The organism is Methylosinus sp. RM1 (genome assembly GCF_011378635.1).
GTDB lineage: Bacteria > Pseudomonadota > Alphaproteobacteria > Rhizobiales > Beijerinckiaceae > Methylosinus > Methylosinus sporium.
The window spans coordinates 37767-63304 of sequence record NZ_WOVC01000018.1; the positions used below are offsets into that span (position 1 = coordinate 37767).

The 25538-nt window shown below is 65.2% G+C and carries 20 protein-coding genes; 9 read left to right on the forward strand and 11 right to left on the reverse strand.

Annotated features, from left to right (window positions below):
* Positions 1–35: 35 nt before the first annotated feature.
* The 3 genes from FMZ75_RS13425 to FMZ75_RS13435 all read right to left on the reverse strand — a co-directional run bounded on the left by FMZ75_RS13425 (position 36) and on the right by FMZ75_RS13435 (position 3610).
* A complete protein-coding gene (locus tag FMZ75_RS13425; RefSeq protein ID WP_166143469.1) occupies positions 36–1217 on the reverse strand; it encodes a PA0069 family radical SAM protein in 1182 nt (393 codons plus the stop codon).
* 270 nt (positions 1218–1487) lie between these two features.
* Positions 1488–2936 (reverse strand): HAMP domain-containing sensor histidine kinase, encoded by a 1449-nt coding sequence (locus FMZ75_RS21930; protein WP_166143471.1) that lies wholly within the window; start codon positions 2934–2936, stop codon positions 1488–1490.
* Positions 2933–3610, reverse strand: coding sequence for a response regulator transcription factor (locus FMZ75_RS13435; RefSeq protein ID WP_142863364.1), 678 nt, complete (start codon positions 3608–3610; stop codon positions 2933–2935). Before FMZ75_RS13435 ends, FMZ75_RS21930 begins: the two co-directional genes overlap by 4 nt.
* Positions 3611–3864: 254 nt before the next feature.
* Between FMZ75_RS13435 and FMZ75_RS13440 the strand changes: the two genes are divergently transcribed.
* On the forward strand, positions 3865–6111 hold the full coding sequence (locus FMZ75_RS13440; protein ID WP_166143473.1) for a TonB-dependent siderophore receptor: 2247 nt from the start codon (positions 3865–3867) through the stop codon (positions 6109–6111).
* Between the two features lie 8 nt (positions 6112–6119).
* Entirely contained in the window at positions 6120–6968 is an 849-nt protein-coding gene (locus FMZ75_RS13445; RefSeq protein ID WP_370464718.1) for a DJ-1/PfpI family protein, read from the forward strand.
* A gap of 12 nt (positions 6969–6980) precedes the next feature.
* Here FMZ75_RS13445 and FMZ75_RS13450 read toward each other — a convergent pair whose 3' ends face one another.
* Positions 6981–7427 (reverse strand): cytochrome c, encoded by a 447-nt coding sequence (locus FMZ75_RS13450; RefSeq protein WP_166143475.1) that lies wholly within the window; start codon positions 7425–7427, stop codon positions 6981–6983.
* Between the two features lie 192 nt (positions 7428–7619).
* Between FMZ75_RS13450 and FMZ75_RS13455 the strand changes: the two genes are divergently transcribed.
* Positions 7620–9134 carry an ATP-binding protein gene (locus FMZ75_RS13455; RefSeq protein WP_166143477.1) on the forward strand — a complete coding sequence of 505 codons (1515 nt, stop codon included), beginning with the start codon at positions 7620–7622 and terminating at the stop codon, positions 9132–9134.
* Positions 9135–9162: 28 nt separating this feature from the next.
* Here the strand turns inward: FMZ75_RS13455 and scpA are convergent, their stop codons facing one another.
* The 3 genes from scpA to FMZ75_RS13470 all read right to left on the reverse strand — a co-directional run bounded on the left by scpA (position 9163) and on the right by FMZ75_RS13470 (position 14211).
* Positions 9163–11328, reverse strand: a complete 2166-nt coding sequence (gene scpA, locus FMZ75_RS13460; RefSeq protein ID WP_166143479.1) for a methylmalonyl-CoA mutase — start codon at positions 11326–11328, stop codon at positions 9163–9165.
* Positions 11329–11498: 170 nt separating this feature from the next.
* Positions 11499–13172 carry an ATP-dependent endonuclease gene (locus FMZ75_RS13465; RefSeq protein ID WP_166143481.1) on the reverse strand — a complete coding sequence of 558 codons (1674 nt, stop codon included), beginning with the start codon at positions 13170–13172 and terminating at the stop codon, positions 11499–11501.
* 145 nt (positions 13173–13317) lie between these two features.
* Positions 13318–14211, reverse strand: a complete 894-nt coding sequence (locus tag FMZ75_RS13470) for a retropepsin-like aspartic protease (RefSeq protein ID WP_166143483.1) — start codon at positions 14209–14211, stop codon at positions 13318–13320.
* 168 nt (positions 14212–14379) lie between these two features.
* On the opposite strand from FMZ75_RS13470, the gene FMZ75_RS13475 reads away from it, so the two are divergent.
* Positions 14380–14961 (forward strand): EF-hand domain-containing protein, encoded by a 582-nt coding sequence (locus FMZ75_RS13475; protein WP_166143425.1) that lies wholly within the window; start codon positions 14380–14382, stop codon positions 14959–14961.
* Positions 14962–15025: 64 nt separating this feature from the next.
* On the opposite strand, the gene FMZ75_RS13480 is transcribed toward FMZ75_RS13475, so the two are convergent.
* The 4 genes from FMZ75_RS13480 to FMZ75_RS13495 form a co-directional block, all read right to left on the reverse strand.
* Complete coding sequence (locus FMZ75_RS13480; protein ID WP_166143485.1) at positions 15026–16918, reverse strand: methyl-accepting chemotaxis protein; 1893 nt, start codon at positions 16916–16918, stop codon at positions 15026–15028.
* Positions 16919–17158: 240 nt separating this feature from the next.
* Positions 17159–17500, reverse strand: coding sequence for a cytochrome c (locus FMZ75_RS13485; protein ID WP_166143487.1), 342 nt, complete (start codon positions 17498–17500; stop codon positions 17159–17161).
* 38 nt (positions 17501–17538) lie between these two features.
* The gene (locus tag FMZ75_RS13490) at positions 17539–18756 is read right to left on the reverse strand and encodes an LL-diaminopimelate aminotransferase (RefSeq protein ID WP_142863374.1); all 1218 of its coding nucleotides are present in this window, start codon (positions 18754–18756) and stop codon (positions 17539–17541) included.
* Between the two features lie 81 nt (positions 18757–18837).
* Entirely contained in the window at positions 18838–19206 is a 369-nt protein-coding gene (locus FMZ75_RS13495; RefSeq protein ID WP_142863375.1) for a hypothetical protein, read from the reverse strand.
* Positions 19207–19407: 201 nt separating this feature from the next.
* Between FMZ75_RS13495 and FMZ75_RS13500 the strand changes: the two genes are divergently transcribed.
* The 5 genes from FMZ75_RS13500 (at position 19408) to FMZ75_RS13520 (ending at position 25510) form a co-directional block, all read left to right on the forward strand.
* Entirely contained in the window at positions 19408–21651 is a 2244-nt protein-coding gene (locus tag FMZ75_RS13500; protein ID WP_142863376.1) for an alpha/beta hydrolase, read from the forward strand.
* Positions 21652–21859: 208 nt separating this feature from the next.
* Complete coding sequence (locus FMZ75_RS13505) at positions 21860–22957, forward strand: acyltransferase (RefSeq protein ID WP_142863377.1); 1098 nt, start codon at positions 21860–21862, stop codon at positions 22955–22957.
* Positions 22958–23091: 134 nt separating this feature from the next.
* Positions 23092–23352 carry a zinc-finger domain-containing protein gene (locus FMZ75_RS13510; RefSeq protein WP_108916951.1) on the forward strand — a complete coding sequence of 87 codons (261 nt, stop codon included), beginning with the start codon at positions 23092–23094 and terminating at the stop codon, positions 23350–23352.
* 10 nt (positions 23353–23362) lie between these two features.
* Positions 23363–24526, forward strand: a complete 1164-nt coding sequence (locus tag FMZ75_RS13515) for an FAD-dependent monooxygenase (protein ID WP_166143489.1) — start codon at positions 23363–23365, stop codon at positions 24524–24526.
* Between the two features lie 126 nt (positions 24527–24652).
* Complete coding sequence (locus FMZ75_RS13520; RefSeq protein ID WP_108916977.1) at positions 24653–25510, forward strand: MipA/OmpV family protein; 858 nt, start codon at positions 24653–24655, stop codon at positions 25508–25510.
* Positions 25511–25538: the final 28 nt, after the last annotated feature.

A 25538-nucleotide genomic window follows, 5' to 3' on the forward strand; every position in this document is an offset into this window, starting at 1 on the left:
GGCGGGATCGAGGCAATCGATCGGCGAGCGGGCCGTCAAAAAAGGCTGAGCTGCTCGGCCCCGCAGCTGGGCTGCCGAAAAAGATCGGCGCGCAGCCGCGTGCGAGAGAAGCCGAGCCGCGTCGAAGCGAGCTCGAAGCGGCGGCCGATCATCCATGCGTAGGGGCCGTCCCCCGTCATGCGCTTGTCGAAGGAGGGATCATAGAGCTTGCCGTCGCGCGCCGAGCGCACCAGCGACAGCACATGCCGGGCCTTGGCCGGGAAATGGGTGACGAGCCATTCGCTGAACAGCTCCCGCAGCTCGAGCGGCAGGCGCAGCATCACATAGCCGGCCTCGCGCGCGCCGGCGGCGTGGGCGCGCGTCAATATGGTCTCGATCTCCGCGTCATTGACCGCTGGAATGATCGGCGCGACCAGAACCGCGACCGGAATTCCGGCCTCGGCCAGCCGCTCGATCGTGGCGAGGCGGCGCTCCGGCGAGGCGGCGCGCGGCTCCATCGCCCGCGCCAGCGCCGGATCGAGCGTCGTCACCGAGATCGCGACCTTGACGAGGCCCTTGCGCGCCATGGGCGCGAGAATGTCGATGTCTCGAACGACCAGCGAGCTCTTCGTCACTATGCCGATCGGATGATCGGCGCGGCTCGCTACTTCGAGCAGGCCGCGGGTGACGCGATAGCGCTTTTCGAGCGGCTGATAGGGATCGGTGTTGGCGCCGATAGCGATGGTCTTCGGCGAATAATTGCGCGCCGACAATTCGCGCTCCAGCAATTGCGCCGCGCCCTCCTTGACGAAAATCTCCGTCTCGAAATCGAGGCCCGGCGAGAGGCCCATATAGGCGTGGCTCGGCCGCGCATAGCAATAGACGCAGCCATGCTCGCAGCCGCGATAGGGATTGATGGAGCGATCGAAGGAAATATCCGGCGAGTCGTTGCGCGTGATGATCGTCTTCGCCCGCTCGGCATGGACATTGGTGCGGAACTCGCCGAGCTCCTCGATCGCGCTCCAGCCGTCATCGGTCTCGACGCGCCGCTCGCGTTCGAAACGGCCGCTCTCATTGGAGAGCGCGCCGCGCCCGCGCCGCCGCGCCGGATCGACGATCGGCCGCTCCTCGGAGGTGAAATTCACCACTGCGCCGATCGCCTCCCGGCTCAGCTGCGCCGCTTGGCGCCAGTCGCTTTTTTCCGATTTTTCGATCAGACGTTTCGCCGAGCTCGCCATGGCGACAATCTCCTTGCCGGCCTACTCCGCCGGCCTTTCGCCGGCTCGCGGCGTCGCTTCGGCTCGCGGCGCGACACGCCCATGCGCGACACTGGGGCGCCTCGCGACCGCGAGCCTCGATGCGACGCTTACAACTCGAGGGGACTTGTTTACCGACGCAAAGAACATTTACCGAACAACAGAACATATATGGAACATTTTTGGAGCCGTCAAGCCTCCTCGTCTCGTTCGATCGCGCCTCTTCGCGCAGCCGAGCTCCGGCCGACTATTTCAGGCCGCATCCTCGGATCGGCGCCTCGCGTCGGCGACGTCCGCGAGCGGACGGCCGGGCGCCTCGCTGCTCTGGGCGGCTCTTCTGCGCAGCGTGATGCGAAAGGTGGCGCCGCCGCCGCTGGTTTCGTCCACGCCGATCGATCCGCCCATCTGCTCGACGAGCGTCTTCGAAATGGCGAGACCGAGGCCGATTCCATTGCTCTTATTGTCGCGCCGCCAGAACGGCTCGAAAATCTTCTCGCGATCGGCGCGCGGAACGCCGGCGCCATGATCGACGACCTCGACGACCGCGGTCGACGACGCGCGGACCAATATGAGGCCGCCGCGCGGTTCGGCGCGCAGCGCATTGTCGAGAAGATTGGCGACGACGCATTCGAGCGCCCATCCGTCGCCCGTGACGATCGTCGGCTCGCGTGGCGGCTCGAATTCGATGCGCCGGCCGTTCTCGATGATGAGCGGCGTATGATCGGCGACCATTGCGAGAACGACGGCGCCGAGATCCATGTCGACATCGGCGCGAGCGTCGCGCATCGAAAATCGCGCGCTCGCCAATAATTGCTCGACGATCGTCTGCACGCGGCGAATGTCGCGCTTCATATCGCGCCGAAACGCAGCGTCGTCGGGATTGTCCGCATGGGCGCGCATGATCGCGATCGGCGTGCGCAGCTCATGCGCCGCATTGGCGGTGAAGCGACGCTGCGCCGCGACTCCCGCATTGAGGCGCGTCAGCGCGTCATTGACCGCTTCGATGAAGGGCGCGATCTCCTTCGGCGCGTCATCGGCTTCGATGCGCTTGTGCAGCGTGTTCACATCGATCCCCGCCACATCGGCGGCGGCGGCGCGCAATGGCGAAAGACCGCGCCGCACGACGATCCATGCGATGGCGAGCGCGCAGAGCACGGCGGGCGCGACGACAGCGGCGCTGTGCGGCGTCAGGAACAAGGCCGCCACGGCAAAAAGATCGTCCCAGGCGAAACGATAATCATAGGCTGCGATCGCGCAGGCGCCGACGGCCGCCGGCGCGCGCCGCAAAAAACCACGGGCGCGAGGATCGGCGTCGCCCGGAATGCGGAACTTCAGCGTCGTCGCGCCGATGCGATCGAGGCCGCCGAGCGCTTCGACCAGTTCCGGCGCCGAGCCGCTCAACGCCGCGCCATTGCAATCGAAGGCGGCGTAACGCGCTTGCGGATTGACCTCGCGATAGGCGCGCAGCGCAGCGCTCGGCGCGAGAATGGCCTCGCCGGTCTCGGTTTTCGTCACCGAGCGCGCGACCAATCCATAGATGCGATGCTCGCCCCAATCGTCGGGCGCGACCTGCCAGCCCGGCGCGAGGCCGGAGGCGGAGATCAGAAAATCGGTGATCGGCACCAGAAGCAAAATGCCGACCATCTGTACGACCGCGAGAGAAACGATCAAGCGCAGCGCGAGCGAGCGACGGCGCCTCACGAGGATGCTCTCGCCAACATATAGCCGATGCCGCGCGCCGAATGAATCTCGACCTCGGCGCCGAGATCGCCGAGCCGCTTGCGCAAGCGCGACACCAAAATGTTCAGCGCATTGACGTCGACATTGTCGTCGAAGCCATAGACCTCCTCGACGAGCCGCGCGCGCAGCACGATGCGGCCGGCGCTGCGCACGAGCGTCTCCAGCAGAGCGAGCTCGCGCCGGTGCAGCACGGCGGGCGCGCCATCGACGAAAACTTCGCGCGCCGCGAGATCGAAGGAGAGTCGGCCGATGACGACGGGCGGAGCGACGGCGCCCAGGGCGCGGCGCAGGCAGGCGCGCACGCGCGCCATCAATTCGTCGAAGTCCACCGGCTTGGCGAGATAATCGTCGGCGCCGGCGTCGAGCCCGCTGACGCGCTCGCTCACCGCCTCGCAGGCGGTGAGAATGAGAATGCGTGCGTCCGGCTGCAGACGACGCAATTCGGGCAGGAGCTCGAGACCATCGCCATCCGGCAGACGGCGATCGAGAATGGCGAGCCCATAGCGATGGCAGGCGAGCGCCTCGCGCGCATCCTCCAAAGTGCCGACATGATCGGCGATGAAGCCCGAACGCCCGAGCCGCAGCGCGAGCGCATGGGCCATCTCCGCTTCGTCCTCGACGAGCAGCACACGCATCAGGGCGCGCCCTCGCTCGCCGCGCGCTCGGGAGACGCGCCGCTCGGCAAGAAAATTCGTGACATTGTTTCGTCGCTCCGCCGCACGCGAAGGCACAGAGCATAGGACAAAGCGCGCATCGAGGGCAACCGGCGGCGGCGAGCGGAAATCGACGTCCTCGCCCGCCCATGTTATCTCCATGAAAGGTTGGCTTCCTACGCCCGGCGGCGATGCGGCGTGTCCTTCGGGACGAATTGAGCGACAAAGGAGGCCCTATGCTCGATCGCGATCTTCTGCGAAGCGTCGGCGCGAATGCGTTGGCCATTGTTCTTCTCGGCGGCGGGGCGCTCGCGCAGGAAGCGCTGCCGCCGATCGACATAGACGCGGCGCGGCAAAGACGCAGCGCCGAAGCGGAGCGGCAGGGACCGGCCACAGTGCAGACCACGGCCGGCCCGGTGCGCGGATATCGGGCGGAGACCGCGACGGCGACGCGCCTTCCGACGCCGATCAAAGAGCTGCCTTTGTCGATAGAGGTGATTCCGCGCAAGCTCATCGACGACAGCCAGGCCGTTTCGCAGAGCGAGGCGTTCCGCAATGTCTCGGGCCTGATTGCGATCGATCCGCGGTATCCCGGCGGCATAGGGCCGAGCCTGCGCGGAATGCGCGCCGAGCGCTATGTGGACGGATTGCCGAACTATTACGATCTCGGCGTGCGCGATCTTCTCGCCAACGTCGAGCGCATAGAGGTGATCAAAGGCCCGGCGAGCATTTTGTTCCAGGGCGGCGCGAGCCCCGTCGGCGGCGTCGTCAATATCGTGTCGCGAATGCCGACGGCGGAGCGTTTCGCGGAAGCCGGCGTGCGCGCCGGCGGCTATCGTTTCGTCAGCCCCTATATAGACGTCAATCAGCCGCTCACCGCCGATAAGAGCGTGCTGTTCCGCGTGACGGCGCAATATGAATCGACGCGTTCCAACATAGACGTCGTGCATCGCCGCAGCTATTCGATCGATCCGACGCTGAAATTCGCGCCCAACGAAGACACCTCGCTGACGATCCAAGGCCATGTGTCGCGGCGCGACCAGCCCGATTACCCCGGCCTGCCGGCGACGGGGACGATCGACCGCTCTTTCTATTCGCTGCGGCCGACGAGCTTCCTCGCCAATTCGCGAATTCCCGATGCGACGACGGAATCCTCCGGCGTCACCATTCGCTTCGATCATCGTTTCGACGAGACTTTCTCGACCTTCACCAGCGCACGCTGGACATCTTCGCGAATGTACGAACCTTCGCAGATTCCCTTCGGCGGCAATCAGCCGAATTATTCGGTCGATCCTTTCTTCGGCGCCTATGGCGGGCCCAGTCAATTCGTCATGCTGAACACGATACTCGCGCAGCAGCTCGAGGAATTCGCCATCACCTCCAATGTCGTCGCCAAATTCGACGCCGGGCCGACGCAAAACCGGCTGCTCGTCGGCGGCGATTTCAATCGCGTCTGGGAGCGCGGCCAGCTTGCCGCTTCCTACGCCGCCGGACCGGATTCGAGCATTTACGGAGCGTTCGGCTTTCCGCAGCCGACGGATTTCCGCTCCCCCGTCTTTCCGCTCTACGCCTATCCGCTGCCCGGACAGTCCGGCTATACGGTGTTCAATCGGAGCAATAATCAATATCAGAACGCCGGCGCCACTGTGCAATTGCAGTCGACGATCTTCGATCGCCTGCATTTCCTCGGCGCCTTGCGCGTCGCAATGATCGACATCGACAGCTATGAGGGCGCTTATTCGCCGCCGCAGACTTTCTCCACCAGCGAGACCAAAGTGCTGCCGCGCGCCGGCGCGACCTATGATCTGCTCGATTGGCTGTCGATCTATGGAAGCTATTCGCAGGGCCTGCGCGCCGTCACTTTCTTCAACAGTCCGAATGGCGCGGCGCCCAAGCCGGAAGGCTCCGAGCAATTCGAGGCGGGTGTCAAGCTCGACGGACTCTATGGCCTTTCCGGCACGCTCGCTTTTTTCGATCTGAAGCGCACCAATGTGCCGACGACGGCGCCCGGCGGCCTCACGCAGACGCAGGCCGGCGAATGGCATTCCTCCGGCTTCGAGGCCGATCTCGTCTGGCAGCCGACCGCGGAATTTTCCGTGCTCGCGAGCTACGCCCATATCGACGCGAAAATCTCGCGCAATGCGAATCCGAAGCTGCAGAATGTGCCGCTCAATCTGGCGCCGGCGGATTCGGGACGACTGTGGGGCAATTACGCCTTCACCGGCGCGCTCGCGGGATGGTCGCTCGGCGCCGGCCTCTATGCCTCCTCTGGACAAGTGATCGAGCTCGGCAAGCCGTGGATGACCAGCGGCTATGTCGTCTTCGACGCGGCGCTCACTTACAAGCACGAGAATTTCACCTTCGCGCTCAACGCCAAGAATCTCGGCGATCGGCGCTATCTCACCGCCTATCCCTATCTCTCGGGAAATCTCGCGGCGGCGGAAGGACGAACCTTCTTCGCCACACTCTCCGCGCGCATGTAGGAGCGACGATGAGCGACATGGACAGCCATATCGATCGACGCCGTTTCGGCGAAGGAATTGCGGCTTTCGCGGCATTGCTCGCGAGCGCCGCGCCCACGTTTCGCCCGAGCGCTGCGCGAGCCGCAGCATCCTCGCACGACATGTCCTCCATGCCGGCGCATTGGATGGGCAAGGAGAAGATCGCCTTTGTGATCTATCCCGGCTTCACCGCGCTCGACATGGTGGGGCCGCAATATATGCTCGCCAATCTGATGGGCGCGAAGATCGAGATCGTCGCCAAGACGAAGGAGCCTGTGCGCAGCGACACAGGCCTCGTCTTCACCCCCTCGGCGTGTTTCGAGGATGTGAAAGAAATCGACATTCTCTGCGCACCCGGCGGCTCGAATGGCACGCTCGCGGCCATGCGCGACGAGGCGACTCTTGCCTTTCTGCGCGAGGCGGGACGCAGAGCGAGCCATGTCACCTCCGTCTGCACGGGCTCCATGCTGCTCGGCGCGGCGGGATTGCTCGACGGCTATCGCGCGACCTCGCATTGGGTGACGAAGCCGCTGCTGCCGATTTTCGGCGCGACGCCCGCCAATGGCCGCGTCGTGCAGGATCGCAATCGCATAACGGCGGAAGGCGTGACGGCCGGGCTCGATTTCTCGCTGGCTCTGGTCGCGCAGCTGCGCGACCGCACTTACGCGGAAGGCGTGCAGCTATTGGCGCAATATGCGCCGGAGCCGCCCTTTTCCGCCGGCGAGCCGGAGACGGCGCCGCGCGCGGTCACCACGATGATCGAAGGAATGTTCGTCGGGCTGAGGCAGGACATGAGCGAAGCCGGCAAAGCCGCCTTCGCCAAAATGCGCGAGCGCTGATATGCGTCGCGCTCAGTCGCGCGCGTCGACGATCCGATAGGATTCGTGGCAGGCGACGCAATTGCGCATCAGCTCGCCGAGACGCGCGAGCGAGCGCGTCTCTTTCTCGCCTTCCGTGAGGCCCTTGGCCAATTCGTCGAAGCCCTTGCGCATCGGTTGGCCGAAGCTGCGCCATATCTCCGGAAATTTTGGTCCGAGCGCAGGCGGCATGGCGTTTTCCGCCTGAAAGCGCTGCGCGCCGCGCGCAGCGGCCGCCTCCGCGGCCGTCACTCTATCGCTCACGGCGAGCGCCGAGACGATCTGCTCGACGCTCTTTACGAAAAGGCGCATCTGGCCGAGAACGAAAGCCTTCTCCGGCGCCGTCATGGCGACGGCGACGCGCTGATCGGACTCGTCGCCGCGCGCGGCAATCGTCGAAAAAGACAGGCAGAGCACAACTCCCGCTTCACGCCAGCGCATCGCGACCCCTTGTCGACCTCAGCTATATACTCACAGTATATGTCGAGATCCTGTCGAGCGACAGGCCAAAATCCAGGCGCCTTCGAGCGCTCTTGTCCACAGGCGCCGCGGTGTGGTTGAACGGGCGGCGCGAATCGATGTTTAACTCTGCGCCATGATCTTTCCCTCCTTCACGGCCGGAGCGGCGCCGCGATGACGGCGCCCGCCAAGGTTTCCATCGATCTCGGGACCCGCGCCGATGGCGGCGTCGCAACGCTCGATCTCGAGGAGCTGCTGGCGACGCGCCTTCTGGTGCAGGGCAATTCCGGCTCCGGCAAATCGCATCTGCTGCGCCGCCTGCTGGAGCAGAGCGCGCCCTGGGTGCAGCAGGCGATCATCGATCCAGAAGGCGACTTCGTCACGCTGGCCGAGCGCTATGGCCATGTGGTGGTGGACGCCCGCTGCGGCATCGCCGATCTCACGCGCATCGCCGCGCGGGCGCGGCAGCACCGGGTCTCCGTGGTGCTCGATCTCGAGGGGCTGGACGCCGAGCAGCAGATGCACGCCGCCGCCGCTTTTCTCGGCGGGCTCTTCGACGCCGAGCGCGACCAATGGTATCCGCTGCTCGTCGTGGTGGACGAGGCGCAGCTCTTCGCGCCCGCCGTCGCCGGCGAAGTGTCGGACGAGGCGCGCAAGGCCTCGCTCGGCGCCATGACCAATCTGATGTGTCGCGGCCGCAAGCGCGGCCTCGCCGGCGTCATCGCCACGCAGCGGCTCGCCAAGCTCGCCAAGAATGTCGCGGCGGAAGCGTCCAATTTTCTCATGGGACGTACCTTTCTCGACATTGACATGGCGCGCGCCGCCGATCTGCTCGGCATGGAGCGACGGCAGGCGGAAATGTTCCGCGATTTGCAGAGCGGCAATTTCGTCGCCCTCGGTCCGGCCATGGCGCGCCGGCCGCTGCCCGTGCGCATCGGCCCGGTGGAGACTTCCGCGCGCAATGTCAGCCCCAGGCTGCTGCCGCTGCCGGAGGCCGGCGCCGACGACGCGCATCTCATTTTCACGCCCGGCGCCAATGAAGCGCGCTTCGAGGCGCCGCGCCGGCCGCCGCCGCCCGCGCCGACCGCCGATGTGCTGGCGCGGCTCGCCCGCAGCGCGCCGCCGGCGCCGCCCGCCGCCGAGCCGCCGCCGAGCATCTCGCCCGAGCAGCGTCAGGCCGCGATCGATTCGGCGCTGCGCGAGATTTTGAGCGACAGCGACGCCAATTTCCGCACCATCGCCGTGCTCTATCAGGATTTTCTGGTGCGCTGCCGAATTCGCCGCATCGGCGGCGAGCCTTTGAGCCTGCCCGCCTTCCGCCGTCGCCTCGCCGTGGCCCATGCCGGCATCGAGCTCGCCGAAGCCGAATCCGAGGATTCGCCCTGGGCCGAGGTGCTCGCAATGGCGGGCGCGCTGCCGGAGGATATGCAGGGCGTTTTTCTGTCGCTGGCGCGCGCGGCCTTCGACCGCCGCCCCTGCCCGTCCGACGCCGATGTCGCCAGCGCCTATGGCACGCGCTCGCCCGGGCGGGCGCGGCGGCTGCTCGCCTATATGGAGGAGCGGCAGGCGATCGTGTGCAGGCTCGACCAGCGCGGCTGGCGCATCGTCGCCATTCCCGGCGTCGCCTGGGAGACAGAGCCCGGCGATCCGGGCGCCGCAGCGACGACGACCGAGGCGAACTCGGCCTGATAGCTTTCGAGGCTGTCGCGATGCGAGCCTACTGCCGAACCGTCTCCCGCTGCGCATAGCCGAGGCGGATGTTCAGCTCTTGCAGCACTTTCTCGGCGGCTTCCGGAATATTGGTGCCGGGCGGGAAGATCGCCGCGGCGCCGGCGTCGTAGAGCGCCTGGAAATCCTGCTCGGGAATGACGCCGCCGACGACCATCATCACCTCCTCGCGCCCGGCCGCCTTCAGCGCGTCGCGCAATTCCGGCGTCAGAGCGAGATGGCCGGCGGTCATCGTGTTCACGCCGACGATATGCACTTGTTCTTCCGCGGCGCGCTTCGCCACTTCTTCCGGCGTCGCGAAGAGATCGCCGATGACGACCTCGAAACCCAAATCCGTGAAGGCGGAAGCGATGACCTTCTGGCCGCGATCATGTCCGTCCTGGCCGAGCTTGGCGACGAGAATCTTCGGCTTGCGCTTGTCGTTCTCGGCGAAGGCCGCCGTCATGCTGCGCACGCGCGCGACCTTGTCGCAATCGGCGCCCGCCTCGCGCGCATAGACGCCGGAAATGACATTGGCCTTGGGCTTGTGGCGGTCGAAGACCTTTTCCATCGCGAAGGAGATTTCGCCGACGCTCGCCTTGGCGCGCGCGGCCTCGATCGCCAGCGCCAGCAGATTGCCGTCGCCCTTGGCGCCTTCCGTCAGAGCGTCGAGCGCTGCTTGCGTCTTCGCCTCGTCACGCTCGGCGCGCAGGCGCTGGAGCTTGGCGATCTGCGCGGCGCGCACGGCGGAATTGTCGACCTTCAGCACATCCGGCGCGACGTCGCTGTCCGGGCGGAACTTATTCACGCCGACGACGACCTGCTGTCCCGTGTCGATGCGCGCCTGCGTCTTCGCCGCGACTTCCTCGATACGCTGCTTGGGCAGGCCGGCGGCGATCGCCTTGGCCATGCCGCCGAGGCTCTCGATCTCCTCGATGTGCTTCCACGCCGCCTCGGCGAGTTCGGCGGTCAGCTTCTCCACATAGAAGGAGCCGCCCCAAGGATCGATGATGCGCGTGGTGCCGCTCTCCTCCTGCAAAACAATTTGGGTGTTGCGGGCGATGCGGGCGGAGAAGTCGGTCGGCAGCGCCAGCGCCTCGTCCAGCGCATTGGTGTGCAGCGATTGCGTATGCCCTTGAGTCGCCGCCATCGCCTCGACGCTGGTGCGGATGGCGTTGACGTAAACATCTTGCGCGGTGAGCGACCAGCCGGAGGTCTGGCAATGAGTGCGCAACGTCATGCTCTTCTCGGTCTTGGCGCCGAGGTCCTTCATCAGCCGCGCCCACAAGAGGCGCGCGGCGCGGAGCTTCGCCACCTCCATGAAGAAATTCATGCCGATGGCGAAGAAGAAGGAGAGCCGCGGCGCGAAAGCGTCGATATCGAGGCCCGCGGCGACGCCGGCGCGCACATATTCGACGCCATCGGCGAGCGTGTAGCCGAGCTCCAGATCGGCGGAAGCGCCGGCCTCCTGCATGTGATAGCCGGAGATGGAGATGGAGTTGAACTTCGGCATATTCCTGCTGGTGTAGGCGAATATGTCCGAGACGATGCGCATCGACGGAAACGGCGGGTAGATATAGGTGTTGCGCACCATGAATTCTTTTAAAATATCGTTCTGAATCGTGCCGGTGAGCTGCGCCGGCGGCACGCCCTGCTCCTCGCCCGCCACGATGAACAGCGCGAGAACCGGCAGAACGGCGCCGTTCATCGTCATCGACACGCTCATCTGCTCGAGCGGAATGCCGTCGAAGAGCGTGCGCATGTCATAGATGGAATCGATGGCGACGCCCGCCATGCCGACGTCGCCGGAGACGCGCGGATGATCGCTGTCATAGCCGCGATGGGTGGCGAGATCGAAGGCGATGGAGAGGCCCTTCTGCCCGGCGGCGAGATTGCGGCGGTAGAAGGCGTTGCTGTCCTCGGCCGTTGAGAAGCCCGCATATTGGCGGATCGTCCAGGGCTGGGCGACATACATGGTCGGATAAGGCCCGCGCACATAGGGCGCGACGCCGGGGAATCCATCGATGAAAGAGAGCCCGTCTATGTCCTGCGGGCCGTAGGAATTCTTGACTTCTATGCCCTCAGGCGTTCTCCAGCGGCGCGGCTCGGCGGCCTCGGCCGGGGTCGCGGCGACGGGAGCGAAGGCGATTTTGCTGAAGTCGGGAATTTGGGACATTTCTTTCCTCTGACGGCTCCGTCAGTCTATTAGCGAAAAGCCGCGGCTGGCGCAAAGGGCGGAGCAGACGACAAGTTGGAGATTGTGGCGGCCCAGAGCTGCTGAACTTGAATCGGGTCGACCAACGGTTCCGTGACTCCAAGCCGACGTTGGCCCACTGCTATCTCGTTTTACTCAGAAGGAATTCCTTTCCTATGGGAGTTTGTCATCCAGTCACGTATTTCAGAAACGAACTTCCATACATCATCCCTACCTGGTTTCAGGTAATTATCTGCATCCGGGTCTTCTCCCATGGCCGCGAATATCTTGATCAACCATTGTGGGCCGTGCCCCGTCAATTCCAAAGCCGAAAGCCACGATTCGAGTTCGCCCCCAGGAACAACGAACATCCCATATTCCGAAAGCTTCTTCAGGAGATTTTCGCCGGCTTCTTTGTTCGACCCAGTCAATATCGCCAAACCACCGTCTCGTTTCATGTCCTTCCCCGTTGCGTCCATGGCCGCCTTTAAGGCGCTGCGCGTGGTGGCAAGCGGTTGGCGTTCTAAGTCAGGGATCCCCGCAACCTCAAGCAATCCCGTCCAAACCGAACCGCCTTCCTTCAGAACATCCACGTCGACGATGCCCGCCGCGGGAATGCCGAGCTTCCGCAGCGGCTTGATAATCGTTGGAATGGTCTGCTTGTTTTGCGCGTGGAGGAACAAACAGTTTGGAATTCCCCACTCGGGTTTCGACCGAAGCAGTCTTTCGTTGACCTCCTGGTAGAATGCTCTGTCTGCATCCGACTCTGTAACGATGACGGACTCATAGAAAAGACCCGAAAGAACGTTAGTTGAACGCAGCAGCGGATTACGCATAAGGCTTATAATTTCAGCGCTTGGAAGTGCTCTAGCCGTAGCGACCCCGCCCCGATAGGTCAGACGCACAATATTAACCGGAGCACCAGACTGAATACACCCCATCAAAAACGCTGCGCTGTGTGTCGAAACGAATACCCTCTTATCTGACTTATTTGCGGCAGTTGACAGCTCTAACCCGAGCTTATAGGATAACGACGGATGAAGGAACGCTTCTGGCTCGTCAATAAGAAGAATAGAAGGGTCGCCAGCAACTACCTCAGCAATAATTCCGGTAAATGCCTTTACTCCGTCACTTGCCTCAGCGATCAAATTTGCTTCAGAGTGGAATTTGACTGCAACCTGATCAATACCACGCTCTTCGGCCGCGTTGGATGGAGCGCGAGTAGATAGCCTTATCCGCAGGTGGCCCAAGTTTGTTGGGTCGACGACTAGGTATATACCAAAAGCTTCATATACGATCCGTCTTACCTCGGAACGCTTCGTGTCATCTGTGAACAGGAGACCTAGCGTTTGGTGCTGTGTCCCCTGCAGATCTTGCGTAGCCTGCTCGCTCACGAGATTGATTCGGTTCGGGCCGTTAAGTTTCAATAGTGTATGGCGAAGGAAGGAATTACAGAACGGACGCTTGTTATTTTCCGGTGCGAGCATCCATTCTTTTAGCTGCTCACAATTAACACTTTGTCGCCCTCTTTTGCCGCCGACGATCACATGACCGATCGGAATATTTTCACCTTGGATCGGTTTTACAGTGATTTCTGCGATCAGTTTCTCTATTCGTTCAGCCTCAATTGGAAAGAACGTCATCCCTGCTAACACGACATTGTCTTGAGAGATCGAGCCCGTCGAGCAAAATTGCTCTATCTCATTCAGGACGCGGCTCTTCCCCGAATTATTCGGCCCTACAAAAATGGTTATAGGGGTCGTCTGAATCTTTAAGCTCGAAGCGTTAGGAGTCGATCCGGCTTTCAATTCAAGTCCTGAAATCATCTGCCATCCCGAGTTCGGTGTTCCATCTTACGCGAACGGTATTAAACCGTTCTTCGGAGCTTTGGAAGGAACTCGATAGGCGGACGATGGACCAAGAGGCACGATTGGACCAAAGTCTTGCGGGCACCCGCCCATACTTGGCCCCCTACCTCCCCACGACCCTCCACCGCGGCCCCCCCACCCCGAAATCCAGCTCCCAACGAAACCGGCTCAATATATCGAAGCCGAGGATGATCGGCGCCTCGCCGCCGAGCGCCTCGCGCAAAGGCCCAAAATCATAGGAGACGAAGACGACGTCCTTCAGCACGCGTCCCGCGCCTATGTCTATCTCCTTGGCCTTGTAGACTTTGGCGTCGATCTTCTTGCCGGAGGCCTCGCTCACCTTGGCCTTTTTCTTCACCGGGACGAAAAGCGCTCTGTGCCGTTCCAGAAAGCGGCGATCGACGGCGGAGATTTCGGCCCCGGTGTCGAAGAGGCCGAGCGCCGCCGTCTTGCCGAGGCGCGCCTCGAGGCCGACGAGCTTTTGATCCGGCCACAGCCTTCGGAAGGGCCGCCAGCCCGCGCCGTCGCCCTGCGGGAAAAAGACCATCTCGCCGCTCTCGAGATCGAGCGAGAAGCGCGCGCCTTGGAAGAAATCGAGCCCGAGCAGATCGTCCCCGTCCGAGGTCGCGCAGCGGGTGACGCGATATTTGGCCCGGCCGATATTATTGCCCTGCGCGGCCTTCAGCTCGACATTGGCCGCCTCCACATCCTCGCAGCGGGAAGCGACGCCCGAGGCGCTGGTGGATACGCTGGCGCCCAGCGCCGGAAAGCCGGCATTCCAGGGCGCGAGCTTGATGCGGCTGGTGGAGGCGGCTGTGTCGAGCCGCATCGGCCCCATCACATTGCCGAAACGCATTGTGACATAGGCGCGCCCGCCGCCATCGGCGCCATGGATAACATTCAGCGGAACGATGGAGCGCTCCTGACCTCGCGCGGGAAGGAGACCGATGAGGCCGAAGAGAAGGAAAATCGGCAGGCGCGAAAGGATTTTCGTCATGGCGCGGCGACTCCGTCCCGGCGGGCAGAGCGTCTATAGCGCGACGCGAGGCTTTCGTCTGCCCGCGGAAATCGAGCAGAGACCGGGCGCGGCGATTTCGTGATATTGCAGAGCTGTCGGCTCTCTCGCGGCGCGCGATCGACCGACGAAGACACTGGAGGTCATCCCATGGGACGTGCGGCGGTCCGGCTGGCGGCCGGTCTATTGGCTTTGGTTTCGAGCGCAGCGCTCGCGCAGCAGCATCGACCGCGCGGCGTTCCGATCGACGCGCCGCGCGGGCCGACAGGCGGCGGCGGGGCGGATGACGTGCTCGCCACATCGAGCGAATGGGGCGGCGCCGGCGGCGTCTATACTTGCGAGCAATGGAAGCAATATCTCGAGCGCATGTTCCGCCTCGCCGACAAGCGTAAGCGCGGATTCATCGACGCACAGGATTTCGAGATCATTCCCCGCGCGAGCGTCGTGTTTCGCTCCGCCACATTCGATTATTTCGACATGGCCGGAAAGGGCCGCGTGACGCGCGCGGAGTTTCTGGCCTTTCCGAGCCCCTTCTTCGCCCGCTACGACAGGAAGAAGAGCTGCCGCGTCTTCCAGGAAGAGCTGGCGCGGGCGCAAGCGCCGAGCGGGGGATCGCAATCGCCGGCGCCGCAATCGGGCGGGGGCTTCCCCGGCCGGGGCGGCGGAGGCGGATTCGGCGGCGGCTATGGCGGGGGCGGCTTCGGCGGGGGCGGCGGCGGCTTCGGACGCTGAGTCGGGGGCGATGTGAGCGGGGAGCGGCCCGCTCCCTGCTCGCTATTTCGCGCGCCCGCCGCGCTCAGAACTCCGCCCATTCCTCCTCCTGCACAGCCTCCTTGCGGAGGGCGGAGCCGGAACGCGCGGTCGCGACGCGTTTCAGCATGGGCCTCGACGGCGCGCGCGTTTCGATCGCGCCGATCTTGAAGCGCGAGACGAGCTGAACCAGCTCGGCGCTGTCCTCGGCGAGCGAGCGGGTCGCCGCATTGGTCTCCTCAGACATTGCCGCGTTCTTCTGCGTGACCTGATCGATCTCCTGCACCGCCGTGTTCACCTCGCGCAGGCCGGTCGATTGCGTCTCCGCGCTCGACGCTATGCCGGTGACGACGACATCGATGCGATTGACCTGCTCGACGATGCGATGAAGCGAGGCGCCGGTCTCGGCCACCAGCGCGACGCCATCCTGCACGCGCGCATTGGAGACGGCGATCAGATCCTTGATCTCCTTGGCGGCCTCGGCCGAACGCTGGGCCAGCGAACGCACCTCCGTCGCCACCACGGCGAAACCGCGGCCGGCTTCGCCCGCGCGCGCCGCCTCGACGCCGGCGTTGAGCGCGAGAAGATTGGTCTGAAAGGCGATCTCGTCGATGACGCCGATGATCTGGCCGATCTGCTCGGAGGACTTCTCTATGCCGCCCATGGCGTCGATCGCCTCGCCGACGATCTTCTCGCCCTTGACGGCGTCGGTCTTGGCGTCGCCGACGATCTCGCGCGCTTCGACTGCGCTCTCGGCCGCCTTGCGCACCGTGTCGGTGATCTGGCCGACGGCCGCGGCCGTCTGCGCCAGCGTCGCCGCCTGCCGCTCATTGCGCTGCGACAAATCTTCCGCCGCGCGGGCGATCTCGCGCGTGCTGGAGCCGATCGCGCCGCTCGTCGTCACAATGCCGCGCAGCGTTTGCTGCATACGCTCCGCTGCGGCGTTGAAGCGCGCGCGGAGCTTCTCATAATCCTTGATGAACTCCTTCTCGAGGCGGACCTCGAGGTCGCCCTCGGCGAGCCGCTCCATAGCGGCCGTATATTCGGCGAAGAAGAAGTCGCGATTCTCTATGTACCATTTGGCGCCGGCGGCTTTTTCTTCCAGCTTGGCGGCGGCGGCGGCGTTCTGCTCGGCGGCGCGCGCCTCGGCGAGGCGCACCTCCTCGAGCTTGTCGTGAACCACGGCGATGGCGTCGCGCAGCCGGCCGATCTCATCGTCGCGCCCCGCGAAGGGCGGCTGGCCGAGCTTGTCGCCGCGCGCGAGCTTGGCAGAGTAATCGGAGAGCGCGACGATCGGCTTCACGACGCGCCGATGCGCCAGAAGCGAGGCGCCGGCGAGCATGACGAGAGTGGCGAAGGTCGCCGCGAGGCTCGCGAGATCATAGCGCCCGACCAGCGAGATCGCGTTACTCTCCATCGACGCCGCAAAACCGTTCGCCTCGTCGACCTGCCGCTCGACGAGCGCGCGATGCGCCGAAAAACGCTCGTCGAGACGCGCCAGCGACGCGCTGACTGCGGCGCTGTCGCCACGCTCGACCGCGGGGAGGAAAATATCGATCTCGCGCCAGAAGGCGTCGGCCTCCTTGGCGGCGGGTCCATTGGCGAGCGCGACGAGGCTCGCGGGCAGAAGCGTCGATTTGGACCAGAAGCCGCGACGCTCGTCGAATTTCTCGCGCAGCGTCCGCAGCCGCGATTTCGCCTCGGCCGCATCCAGCTTGAAGGAGGCGGCGAGCTCCGCGTCGAGATAGGCTTCCACGAGGAAGAGCGGAGGCGGCAGGAGGTCGGCGTTGAAATCCTTGCCCGCGCCGATTTTCTCATAGGCGCTTCCGCCGATGCGCAGCTCGTCGAGAATGTAGCGCCCGGCGCCGGCCGTCGCGAGGAAAGCGAGAAAAGCGACGGCGGCGAGCAGGCTCGCGGCGCGGGAAATGGACAGGCGCATCGACAGTGCCTCGAATGGAATGGCCGCTCGGAGACGATCTTAGTCCTGGCGGCGAAGATGTGATGGGAGAGAGCGGGCGTCGGCCCGCGGAGAATCTCCGCGGCCGCAGACAGCCGGATCGGCGCCGGAATGAAGGAGCGGCGTCATGCCTTCGCGCACATGCCGCCACATGCGCCCGATCCTCCATGCGACAAAATTACGCGGGATCGATTAAGAAATCATGCGCACCGCTCGGCGGCGTCATTTACGCTGGATCGACGCAATATAGCCGAGCAGCGCCTCTATTTGCGCCGGCGAGAATTCGAAGCGCGGCATATCCAGCCCGCCATGGCCGACGACTATGCCTTCGGCCAACGCCTCCTCGAGATTTTCGAGCGGATATTTCTTGGTCAGCGTGCGGAAGGGCGGCGAGGCCGGATTCGGGCTTTTTCCCTGCGCCCCAATCGCATGACAGCGGCTGCAATTGGCCTTGGCGATCGCGCGGCCGCGCTCGATCTGCCTATCCTGCGGCTTATCCAGCGCGAAAGCCGCGCTCGCCGCGAGGACGCCGGCGCTGACGCTGGCCACAAGAATGAAACGCATGTCGCCCTCCCCTCCCCTCGCTGCGGCGGTCGCGCGCGTCAGCCGCGCGCCTGCAGCGGCACGACATTGTGCAGCGTCGTTTCCGCGCCCTCGAAGAAGCGGCGCAGATTGCGCGCCGCCTGGCGAATGCGCTGCTCGTTCTCGACCAGCGCGAGACGCAGATAGCCCTCGCCATGCTCGCCGAAGCCGACGCCCGGCGCGACCGCGACATCCGCCTTCTCGATGAGGAGCTTGGAAAATTCGAGGCTGGTCAGGCCGGAAAAGCGCTCTGGGATCGGCGCCCAGACGAACATGGAGGCGGAAGGCGCCGGAATCGGCCAGCCGGCCTGCGCGAAGCTCTCCACCATCACGTCGCGGCGCTTCTTATAGATGGCGCGCATCTCCTTGATGCAATCGTCCGGCCCGTTCAGCGCCGCGGTCGCCGCCACCTGCACCGGCGTGAAGGCGCCATAGTCGAGGTAGCTCTTCACCCGCGCCAGCGCCGCGCAGAGCCGCTCGTTGCCGACGGCGAAGCCGATGCGCCAGCCGGCCATGGAGAAGGTCTTCGACAGCGAGGAGAACTCCACCGCTATGTCCATCGCGCCATTGACCTGCAGGATCGACGGCGGCGGATTATCGTCGAAATAGACCTCGGCATAGGCGATGTCGGAGAGCACGAATATGTCGTGCCGCTTCGCGAAGGCGACGAGATCCTTGTAGAAATCGAGCGAGGCGACCGTCGCCGTCGGATTGGCCGGATAGCAGACGACAATGGCGATGGGCTTAGGGATGGAATGCGCGACCGCCTTCTCCAACGCGTGGAAGAGTTCCGGCGTCGGATCGGCCGGCACGGAGCGGATGACGCCGCCCGCCATCAGAAAGCCGAAGGCGTGAATCGGATAGGAGGGGTTGGGCGCGAGGATCACATCGCCGGGCGCGGTGATCGCCTGCGCCATATTGGCGAAGCCCTCCTTGGAGCCGAGCGTCGCCACCACCTGCGTCTCGGGATCGAGCTTCACGCCGAAGCGGCGCTCGTAATAGCCGGCCTGGGCGCGGCGCAGCCCGGCGATGCCTTTGGAGGCGGAATAGCGATCGGTGCGCGGACGGCCGGCCGTCTCGACCAGCTTCTCGATCACATGGCGCGGCGCGGGCAGATCGGGATTGCCCATGCCGAGGTCGATGATGTCGGCGCCGCCGGCGCGCGCCTTGGCCTTGAGCCGATTGACCTGCTCGAAAACATAAGGGGGAAGCCGCTTGATGCGATAGAAGTCCGACATCGCCTATTTCCGTTGAAAGCTCCGCCGGCGCCCATTTCGAGGCGCGACGGACGATTGTGACGCGAAACCCTTTCGAAAGAGCTAGGGCCGTTTCGTCTCGGCGCGCCGTTCTTTCGGCGCGTCGGGAATTTTGACGCGGGCGCCGCGGGCGCGATTGGCGGCCGCGGCGGCGGCCAGCTCTTTCTCGAGCGAGGCGGCGCGGGCGGCGCTCTTCTTGGCGTCCGTCTTGACGTCCGCCGCCGGCCTCGGCGCGGCGAAGGGCGTGTAGCCGGTCGCGCCATTGCGCGAGCGTTCGACGAATTCGGCCGGCGCCGGCGCCGAGCGCCGCATTTCCATTCCTTCGAGGAATTTGCCAATCGATTGCCCCACCGTCTCCGATCCGGCCTCCTGCGCGCGCGCGCCTCCGACGACGGCGAACAGGGTCAGGCAGATCGCGAAACGCGGAATCATCGGCTTCTCCGGACAGCTGGCTTTCGTCATAGAGCGACAATACGGCTTTGATAAGGGGGCGCGCCCTTCCGCGACGCATCGCCGCGCTTAAGTATTGGAGGAAGCGCTTTTCTCCGCGCGAGACGGTTTCCGAACCTTCACGGGATATGCTCTAAGGAAGCGACGAGGCCGGCCGGGGAGCCGCCGAGGACAGGACAGCCGATGACCGCACAAAGACGTTCGCCAGCCGGAGCCAAACGGCGGCCGCCGCTCCATGCCGTGGAGCCCAAAGGCGCCGCCCAGAGCCCCGCCCAAGCCGCTCCTCGTGTCGCTCCTCAGGCCGCGCCCGTCGGGGCGCCGAAGGGGCGCACCGAGGCCGGCGAGCGAACGCCGACGCTCGCGCCCAAAAGCAAGGGCGCCGCGAAAGGCGCCGGCGCGGCAAAAAAAAAGGTCGCGAGCCCGGTCGTCGACACGCGGACCAAACCCGCGCCGCAGAAAAACTCCAAAAAACCCGCTCCGCCGAAAGCGGCGGATCGTCGCGAGGCGCTCGACGCCGCGGCCACCCTGCTGGCGAACGCCGCAGACGAGTTATCCGCCGATCAGCGCCGGCTGCTCGTCGACCGGCTCGCCCCCCACGCCCCAGAGCCGGAGCCGGCTCCCCGCACAAGGCCCCCGGCCCCGGCGCCGGCTGCGCCCAACGCCCATGATTTCGAGATTTTCGCGGAAAATCTGGCGCGGCTCGTCGATCAGGGCCGCAAGGCGCTCGCCGCCGCCATTGGCGGCATGGAGCCCGGCGATACGCGCAGCGAGCTCGCCAGCAATGTCGCCGATGCGGTGAAGACGCTCGGCGTCGTCGCCGAACGCTGGATGGCGAAGCCCGAGCAGGCGGTCGCCGCTCAGGCGACGCTCGTCTCCGGCCTCACCGATATCTGGAGTCAGACGCTGCGCCGTTTCTCCGGCGAGGACACGCCGCCGATCGTGCCGCCCGACCCCAATGACAAGCGCTTCTCCGCGCCGGAATGGAACGACAATCCCTTCTTCGACTGGCTGCGCCAATCCTATGCGCTGACGACGCGCTGGGCCGGCGAGACGGTGGAGCGCACAGAAGGGCTCGACCCGCAGGTGAAGGCGAAGGCCGGCTTCTACACACGGCTCGTCGCCAGCGCGCTGTCGCCCTCCAATTTCGTCGCCACCAATCCCGAGCTGCTGCGCGCCACGCTCGACGCGCGCGGCGAAAATCTCGTGCGCGGGATGAAGATGCTGACCGAGGATCTCTCCGCCGGCCATGGCATGTTGAAGCTGCGGCAGAGCGACGAGAGCAAATTCGAGCTCGGCGTCGATATGGCGACGACGCCCGGCAAGGTGGTGTATCGCACGCCGGTGATGGAGCTCATCCAATATGCGCCGTCGACGGAGACGGTCTATGAGCGCCCGCTGCTGATCGTGCCGCCCTGGATCAATAAATTCTACGTGCTCGATCTCAATCGCGAGAAGAGCTTCGTGCGCTGGGCGACGGCGCAGGGCCTCACCGTCTTCGTCATCTCCTGGGTCAATCCCGACGAGAGCCAGGCGGAGAAGGGTTTCGACGCTTACATGAAAGAAGGCGTGCTCGCCGCGCTGGACGCGGTGCAGCAAGCGACGGGCGCCAAACATGTGGCGGCGGCCGGCTATTGCGTCGGCGGCACGATGCTCGCCGCGACGCTCGCCTATCTGGCCGAGAAGGGCGACGATCGCATCGACAGCGTGACCTTTCTGGCAACGCAGGTGGATTTCACCGACGCCGGCGACATGCAGGTGTTCATCGACGAGGCGCGCCTCGCCGCGCTCGACGAAGCCATGTCGCGCACCGGCTATCTCGAAGGCGTCAAAATGGCGACGACCTTCAATCTTCTGCGTCCGAATGAATTGTTCTGGACCTATTTCGTCAACAATTACATGAAGGGCGTCGAGCCGGCGGCTTTCGATCTCCTCACCTGGAACTCGGACTGCACGCGCATCCCGCGCGCGAACCATCTCTTCTATCTGCGCTATTGCTACATTGAGAATGCGCTGTCGCAGGGCCGCATGGTCATCGACGGCGTCACGCTCAATCTCCGCAAGGTGAAGATTCCGATCTATGAGCTCGCCGCGAAGGAAGATCACATCGCGCCGGCGCGCTCCGTCTTCACGGGCGCGAAATATTTCGGCGGCGAGGTGCGCTATGTGCTCGCCGGCGCCGGCCATATAGCGGGCGTCGTCAATCCGCCGGCCAAGAACAAATATCAATATTGGACCGGCGGCCCGCCCGTGGGCGTCTATGAGGATTGGGCGAAGACCGCCCATGAAAACAAGGGCTCCTGGTGGGGCGACTGGCTCGCCTGGATCACCGCGCAAGCGCCGCAGCGCGTGCCCGCGCGCATCCCCGGCGACGGGAAGCTGAAGCCGCTGTGCGACGCGCCGGGGGAGTATGTGCGGGTGCGGGCGTGAGGCGAAAACGTCGCTTTTCATCGCGCTGAGCCACGCCTGCGCTCGGGCCTTTTTTCGCCGAAACATCCGGTGCGCGCCGCCCGCTCGTCCCGGGGCGGGAGCCTTTCCTTTCGCGCGGCACAAAACTTCCTAACCCGGGGAGGAAATTCGCCATCGCCTCGCTGCGACGCAACAATCGCGTCAAAACGAGACACAACCCGGGTATGAAATGGCTGCTGTCGTCGAGAAAAACGCCCACCTCGTCGCAATCCAATGGCTGCGCGCCATAGCGGCCGCGATGGTCGTTCTGCATCACGCCGGCTATTACGCCAATTCGGTCCGGGAACAATACGGCGCCGCTCACGCCGATTTTCTCGGCGTCTCCTTCTGGTGGTTCGGCATCCATATTTTTTTCGTCGTGTCCGGGTTCATCATGATCTACACGACGCGCGATTTCGGTTCGCCGGGCGCGTGGCGCAAGTTTATCTGGCGTCGGCTGCTGCGCATCGCGCCGCTCTACTGGATCGTCACGACGGTCGCCGTCGTTCTGCTTCTCATCTTTCCGCATTCGCTCGACATAACCAGCGATCGCCTGGCCTATGTGCTGAAATCCTACGCCTTCATCCCCGTGCTGCGCTCGGAAGGCGATCTGCGCCCGATCGTCGGCCAGGGATGGACGCTCGACACCGAAATGTTCTTCTACGCCGCCTTCGCGCTCGCGACCTTCCTGCCGCGCCGCCTCGGCGTGCTCGCGCTTTCGGGGAGCTTCTGCCTGCTGGTCGCGCTCGGCCGCAATCTCACTTCGGCCTCGCCGATCCTCTTCACCTGGACCGACGGCCTGCTGCTGGAATTTCTGTTCGGCGTCTATCTCGGCCTCGCCTTCGAGCATGGCCTGCGCATTTCCAACGTCATGCGTCTGGCCGCCATCACGCTCGGCCTGGGGCTGCTCGCGCTCGAAATGAAAGGACCGACTTTCCTGACCTCGGGAATTCCCGCGGCGCTGATCGTCGGCGGCGCGACGCTCGGCCCCGCTCTGCGAGAGACTTCCGCGATGCGGTGGCTCACCTATTTGGGCGATGCCTCCTACAGCCTCTATCTCACGCATACTTTCATCGTTCGCCCGCTGCGCAACCTCTGGGTCGTGGCGATCGGCGATCGGGCGCCGGCGGATTTCCTGATTCTCGCCGCCTTGTTCGCCTCCATCGTTTTCGCGGTCGCGGTTTATCGCTTCGTCGAAAAGCCGATCACGACCTATCTGCATCGCCGTTTCGCCGCGCGGGCGAAGCCGCCGCGCGAATCTTCGGCCATTGCGCTGGCGTTGAAATGAGCGGCCGGCCGAGGCGCGCGGCCGGCCTCCGCCTGGAGAACCACCCGCGTCACTGCGCCCCTCCCCCTACCCAAACCGCCCCGGCTCCAATATAGCTTCGCGCAGCCAACTGACCGCTCGAGGGACTTCCCGCCATGTCGCACGACACCACACCGCATTTCCACAATCAGCCGGGCGTCGCCAAGATCAAGGTCGGCTCCAAAGAATTCATGTGCATTGGCGCGCTGCCGCCCTTCGACCATCCGCATGTCTTCATCGACATGGGCGCGGCGGACGAGGCGGTCTGCCCCTATTGCTCGACGCATTATGTGTTCGACGCCGCCCTCGGCCATGGCGCGGCCGATCCGGCCGAATGCGTCTATCACTCCGAAACCGTCCTCGACCCGACCGCCTGACGCCGCGCGAATGGGCGCTCCTTTCGTCGTTGTCGGCGCCGGCATAGGCGGGCTCGCCGCGGCGATCGCGCTAGCGCGCGCCGGCCGGCGGACGCTCGTTCTGGAGCGCGCCGAGCGCATAGAGGAAGTGGGCGCCGGGCTGCAAATCTCGCCCAACGCCGGGCGCATCCTGCATGAATTCGGCATGAGGCCGGCGTTGGACGCCGTCGCCCTCGAGCCCCGCGCCCTCAATATTCGCCGCGCCGCCGATGGCGCCGTGCTGGCGCGCCTGCCGCTCGCCGAGGCGCGCGACCGCTGGGGCGCGCCCTTTCGCGTCTTCCATCGCGCCGATTTGCAGAAGGCGCTGCTCGACGAGGCGCGCCGTCTCGGCGTCGAGACGCGCGCCGCCGCGCGCTGCGACGGTTTCACCGAGACGCCGGACGGGATTCGGCTCACCATCGGCGAGGAGCGGCTTGAGGCCGAGGCGCTGATCGGCGCCGACGGGCTGCGTTCCACGATTCGCGACGCGCTGGACCTCGTCGCTGGCGACACGCCCCGTCCCGTCGGGCTCACCGCTTGGCGGACGCTCATGCCGATCGATTCGGCGCCCTCCGCTCTGCGCGAGCGGGAAACCCATATCTGGCTCGGGCCGGGCGGGCATGTCGTTCATTATCCGCTGCGCGACGCCAGCATCGTCAGCGCGGTCGCGATTCTCGAGGATCGCGCCGATCGCGGCCCCGCCGCCGAGATGCGGACCGGCGAGGAGCTCGCCCGCGCCATGGGTTTTGCGCGCTGGAGCCCCGATCTGCGCGCGCTGCTCGAGGCCGGCGCGACATGGCGACGCTGGCCGCTCTACGCCCGGCCGGAGATCACGCGCTGGGGCCGCGGCCGCGTCGCGCTGCTCGGCGACGCCGCTCATCCCATGGTCCCCTTCCTCGCGCAAGGCGCTGCGCAGGCGATAGAGGACGCCGCCGCGCTCGGCCGCGCCTTTGCGGATGGCGGAGCGGCGATCGAATCGGCGCTCGCGGCCTATCAGTCGGCGCGCGTCGAGCGGGCGATCCGCATTCAGCGCGCCTCGCGCCGACAGGGCGTCAATTGCCATTTCGCCGGGCCGATGGCGACGCTGCGCGACATAGGCGTGCGGCTGATGGGCGGCGAGGGCGTTCTCTCCCGCAACGCCTGGATTTATCGCTGAAACGCGCCCTCTCGCGGCAGTGGACGCATCGCGGCGAAAAAAGGGCCGCGTCTCCACGGACTTGGCAGTCCTGTCCGCCGGCTGATAAAGATGACGAATTGGTTACGCTGCAACGAGGGTCCGCAGATGCCACTGCCCCGCGCCGCGACGATCGGCCTTTTCGCCTGCCTCGGCCTCGCCGGCGCAGCGTCTTTCGCACAGGCGGAGACTGCGGCGCGCGCCGAGGAAGCGCCGGCGCCGGCGCCCGTCCCGACATTCGCCGCGGCGGAACAAGGATGGATCGTGACCGTCCGCGCCATCGGCGCCCTCGCGCCGAGCTTTCCGGGCTCGGCCAAGCTGCGTCCCTACCCGTTTCCGTCGATCAGCTTCCGGCGCATCGGCGAGCCGGAGCTGTTTTCGACGCCCGACGACGGATTCGGCTTCGCCATCATCGACTCCAACGGCTTTCGCGCCGGCCCGGTGGCCAATTTCGTGTTCAAGCGCGGCCAGCGCGATGGTCTCTACGGACTGCGCACGGTCGAGCTCACTCATGAGATCGGCGGCTTCGCCGAATATCAGACCGAGCATTTCCGCACGCGCGCGGAACTGCGGCAGGGCATAGACGGCCACAACGGCTTCGTCGCTTCGCTCGGCGCGGACATTTTTGGCGGCGACGGCCGCGCGTCCTTGTCCTTCGGACCGCGCCTCAGCCTCGGCGACAATCGCTATGCGAACGCCTATTTCTCGGTCTCGCCGCTCGAATCCCTGGCCAATGGGCGAATCGAACCCTATGAGGCGAACGGCGGATTCACCGCGGCCGGCGGCCTCGCCACGTTCCGCTACGATTTCAGCAAGGACGCCAACGCCACCATTTACGGCGGCTTGCAGCGGCTGACCGGCAGCGTCGGCTCCAGCCCCATTCCCAACGACATCGGCTCGCGCAATCAGTTCACCGCCGGCCTCTCCATCGCGCGCTCCTTCGAGATTCGCGGATTCGCCTGGTGACGCCGCGTTGAAGCGCGCGGCGCTCCTT

Bases quoted from the DNA above. Each gene is read 5' to 3' on its own strand.
- FMZ75_RS13425 (WP_166143469.1), bottom strand. From the start codon at position 1,217: ATGGCGAGCTCGGCGAAACGTCTGATCGAAAAATCGGAAAAAAGCGAC.
- FMZ75_RS13435 (WP_142863364.1), bottom strand. From the start codon at position 3,610: ATGCGTGTGCTGCTCGTCGAGGACGAAGCGGAGATGGCCCATGCGCTC.
- FMZ75_RS13440 (WP_166143473.1), top strand. From the start codon at position 3,865: ATGCTCGATCGCGATCTTCTGCGAAGCGTCGGCGCGAATGCGTTGGCC.
- FMZ75_RS13445 (WP_370464718.1), top strand. From the start codon at position 6,120: ATGAGCGACATGGACAGCCATATCGATCGACGCCGTTTCGGCGAAGGA.
- FMZ75_RS13450 (WP_166143475.1), bottom strand. From the start codon at position 7,427: ATGCGCTGGCGTGAAGCGGGAGTTGTGCTCTGCCTGTCTTTTTCGACG.
- FMZ75_RS13455 (WP_166143477.1), top strand. From the start codon at position 7,620: ATGACGGCGCCCGCCAAGGTTTCCATCGATCTCGGGACCCGCGCCGAT.
- scpA (WP_166143479.1), bottom strand. From the start codon at position 11,328: ATGTCCCAAATTCCCGACTTCAGCAAAATCGCCTTCGCTCCCGTCGCC.
- FMZ75_RS13465 (WP_166143481.1), bottom strand. From the start codon at position 13,172: ATGATTTCAGGACTTGAATTGAAAGCCGGATCGACTCCTAACGCTTCG.
- FMZ75_RS13470 (WP_166143483.1), bottom strand. From the start codon at position 14,211: ATGACGAAAATCCTTTCGCGCCTGCCGATTTTCCTTCTCTTCGGCCTC.
- FMZ75_RS13475 (WP_166143425.1), top strand. From the start codon at position 14,380: ATGGGACGTGCGGCGGTCCGGCTGGCGGCCGGTCTATTGGCTTTGGTT.
- FMZ75_RS13480 (WP_166143485.1), bottom strand. From the start codon at position 16,918: ATGCGCCTGTCCATTTCCCGCGCCGCGAGCCTGCTCGCCGCCGTCGCT.
- FMZ75_RS13485 (WP_166143487.1), bottom strand. From the start codon at position 17,500: ATGCGTTTCATTCTTGTGGCCAGCGTCAGCGCCGGCGTCCTCGCGGCG.
- FMZ75_RS13490 (WP_142863374.1), bottom strand. From the start codon at position 18,756: ATGTCGGACTTCTATCGCATCAAGCGGCTTCCCCCTTATGTTTTCGAG.
- FMZ75_RS13495 (WP_142863375.1), bottom strand. From the start codon at position 19,206: ATGATTCCGCGTTTCGCGATCTGCCTGACCCTGTTCGCCGTCGTCGGA.
- FMZ75_RS13500 (WP_142863376.1), top strand. From the start codon at position 19,408: ATGACCGCACAAAGACGTTCGCCAGCCGGAGCCAAACGGCGGCCGCCG.
- FMZ75_RS13505 (WP_142863377.1), top strand. From the start codon at position 21,860: ATGGCTGCTGTCGTCGAGAAAAACGCCCACCTCGTCGCAATCCAATGG.
- FMZ75_RS13510 (WP_108916951.1), top strand. From the start codon at position 23,092: ATGTCGCACGACACCACACCGCATTTCCACAATCAGCCGGGCGTCGCC.
- FMZ75_RS13515 (WP_166143489.1), top strand. From the start codon at position 23,363: ATGGGCGCTCCTTTCGTCGTTGTCGGCGCCGGCATAGGCGGGCTCGCC.
- FMZ75_RS13520 (WP_108916977.1), top strand. From the start codon at position 24,653: ATGCCACTGCCCCGCGCCGCGACGATCGGCCTTTTCGCCTGCCTCGGC.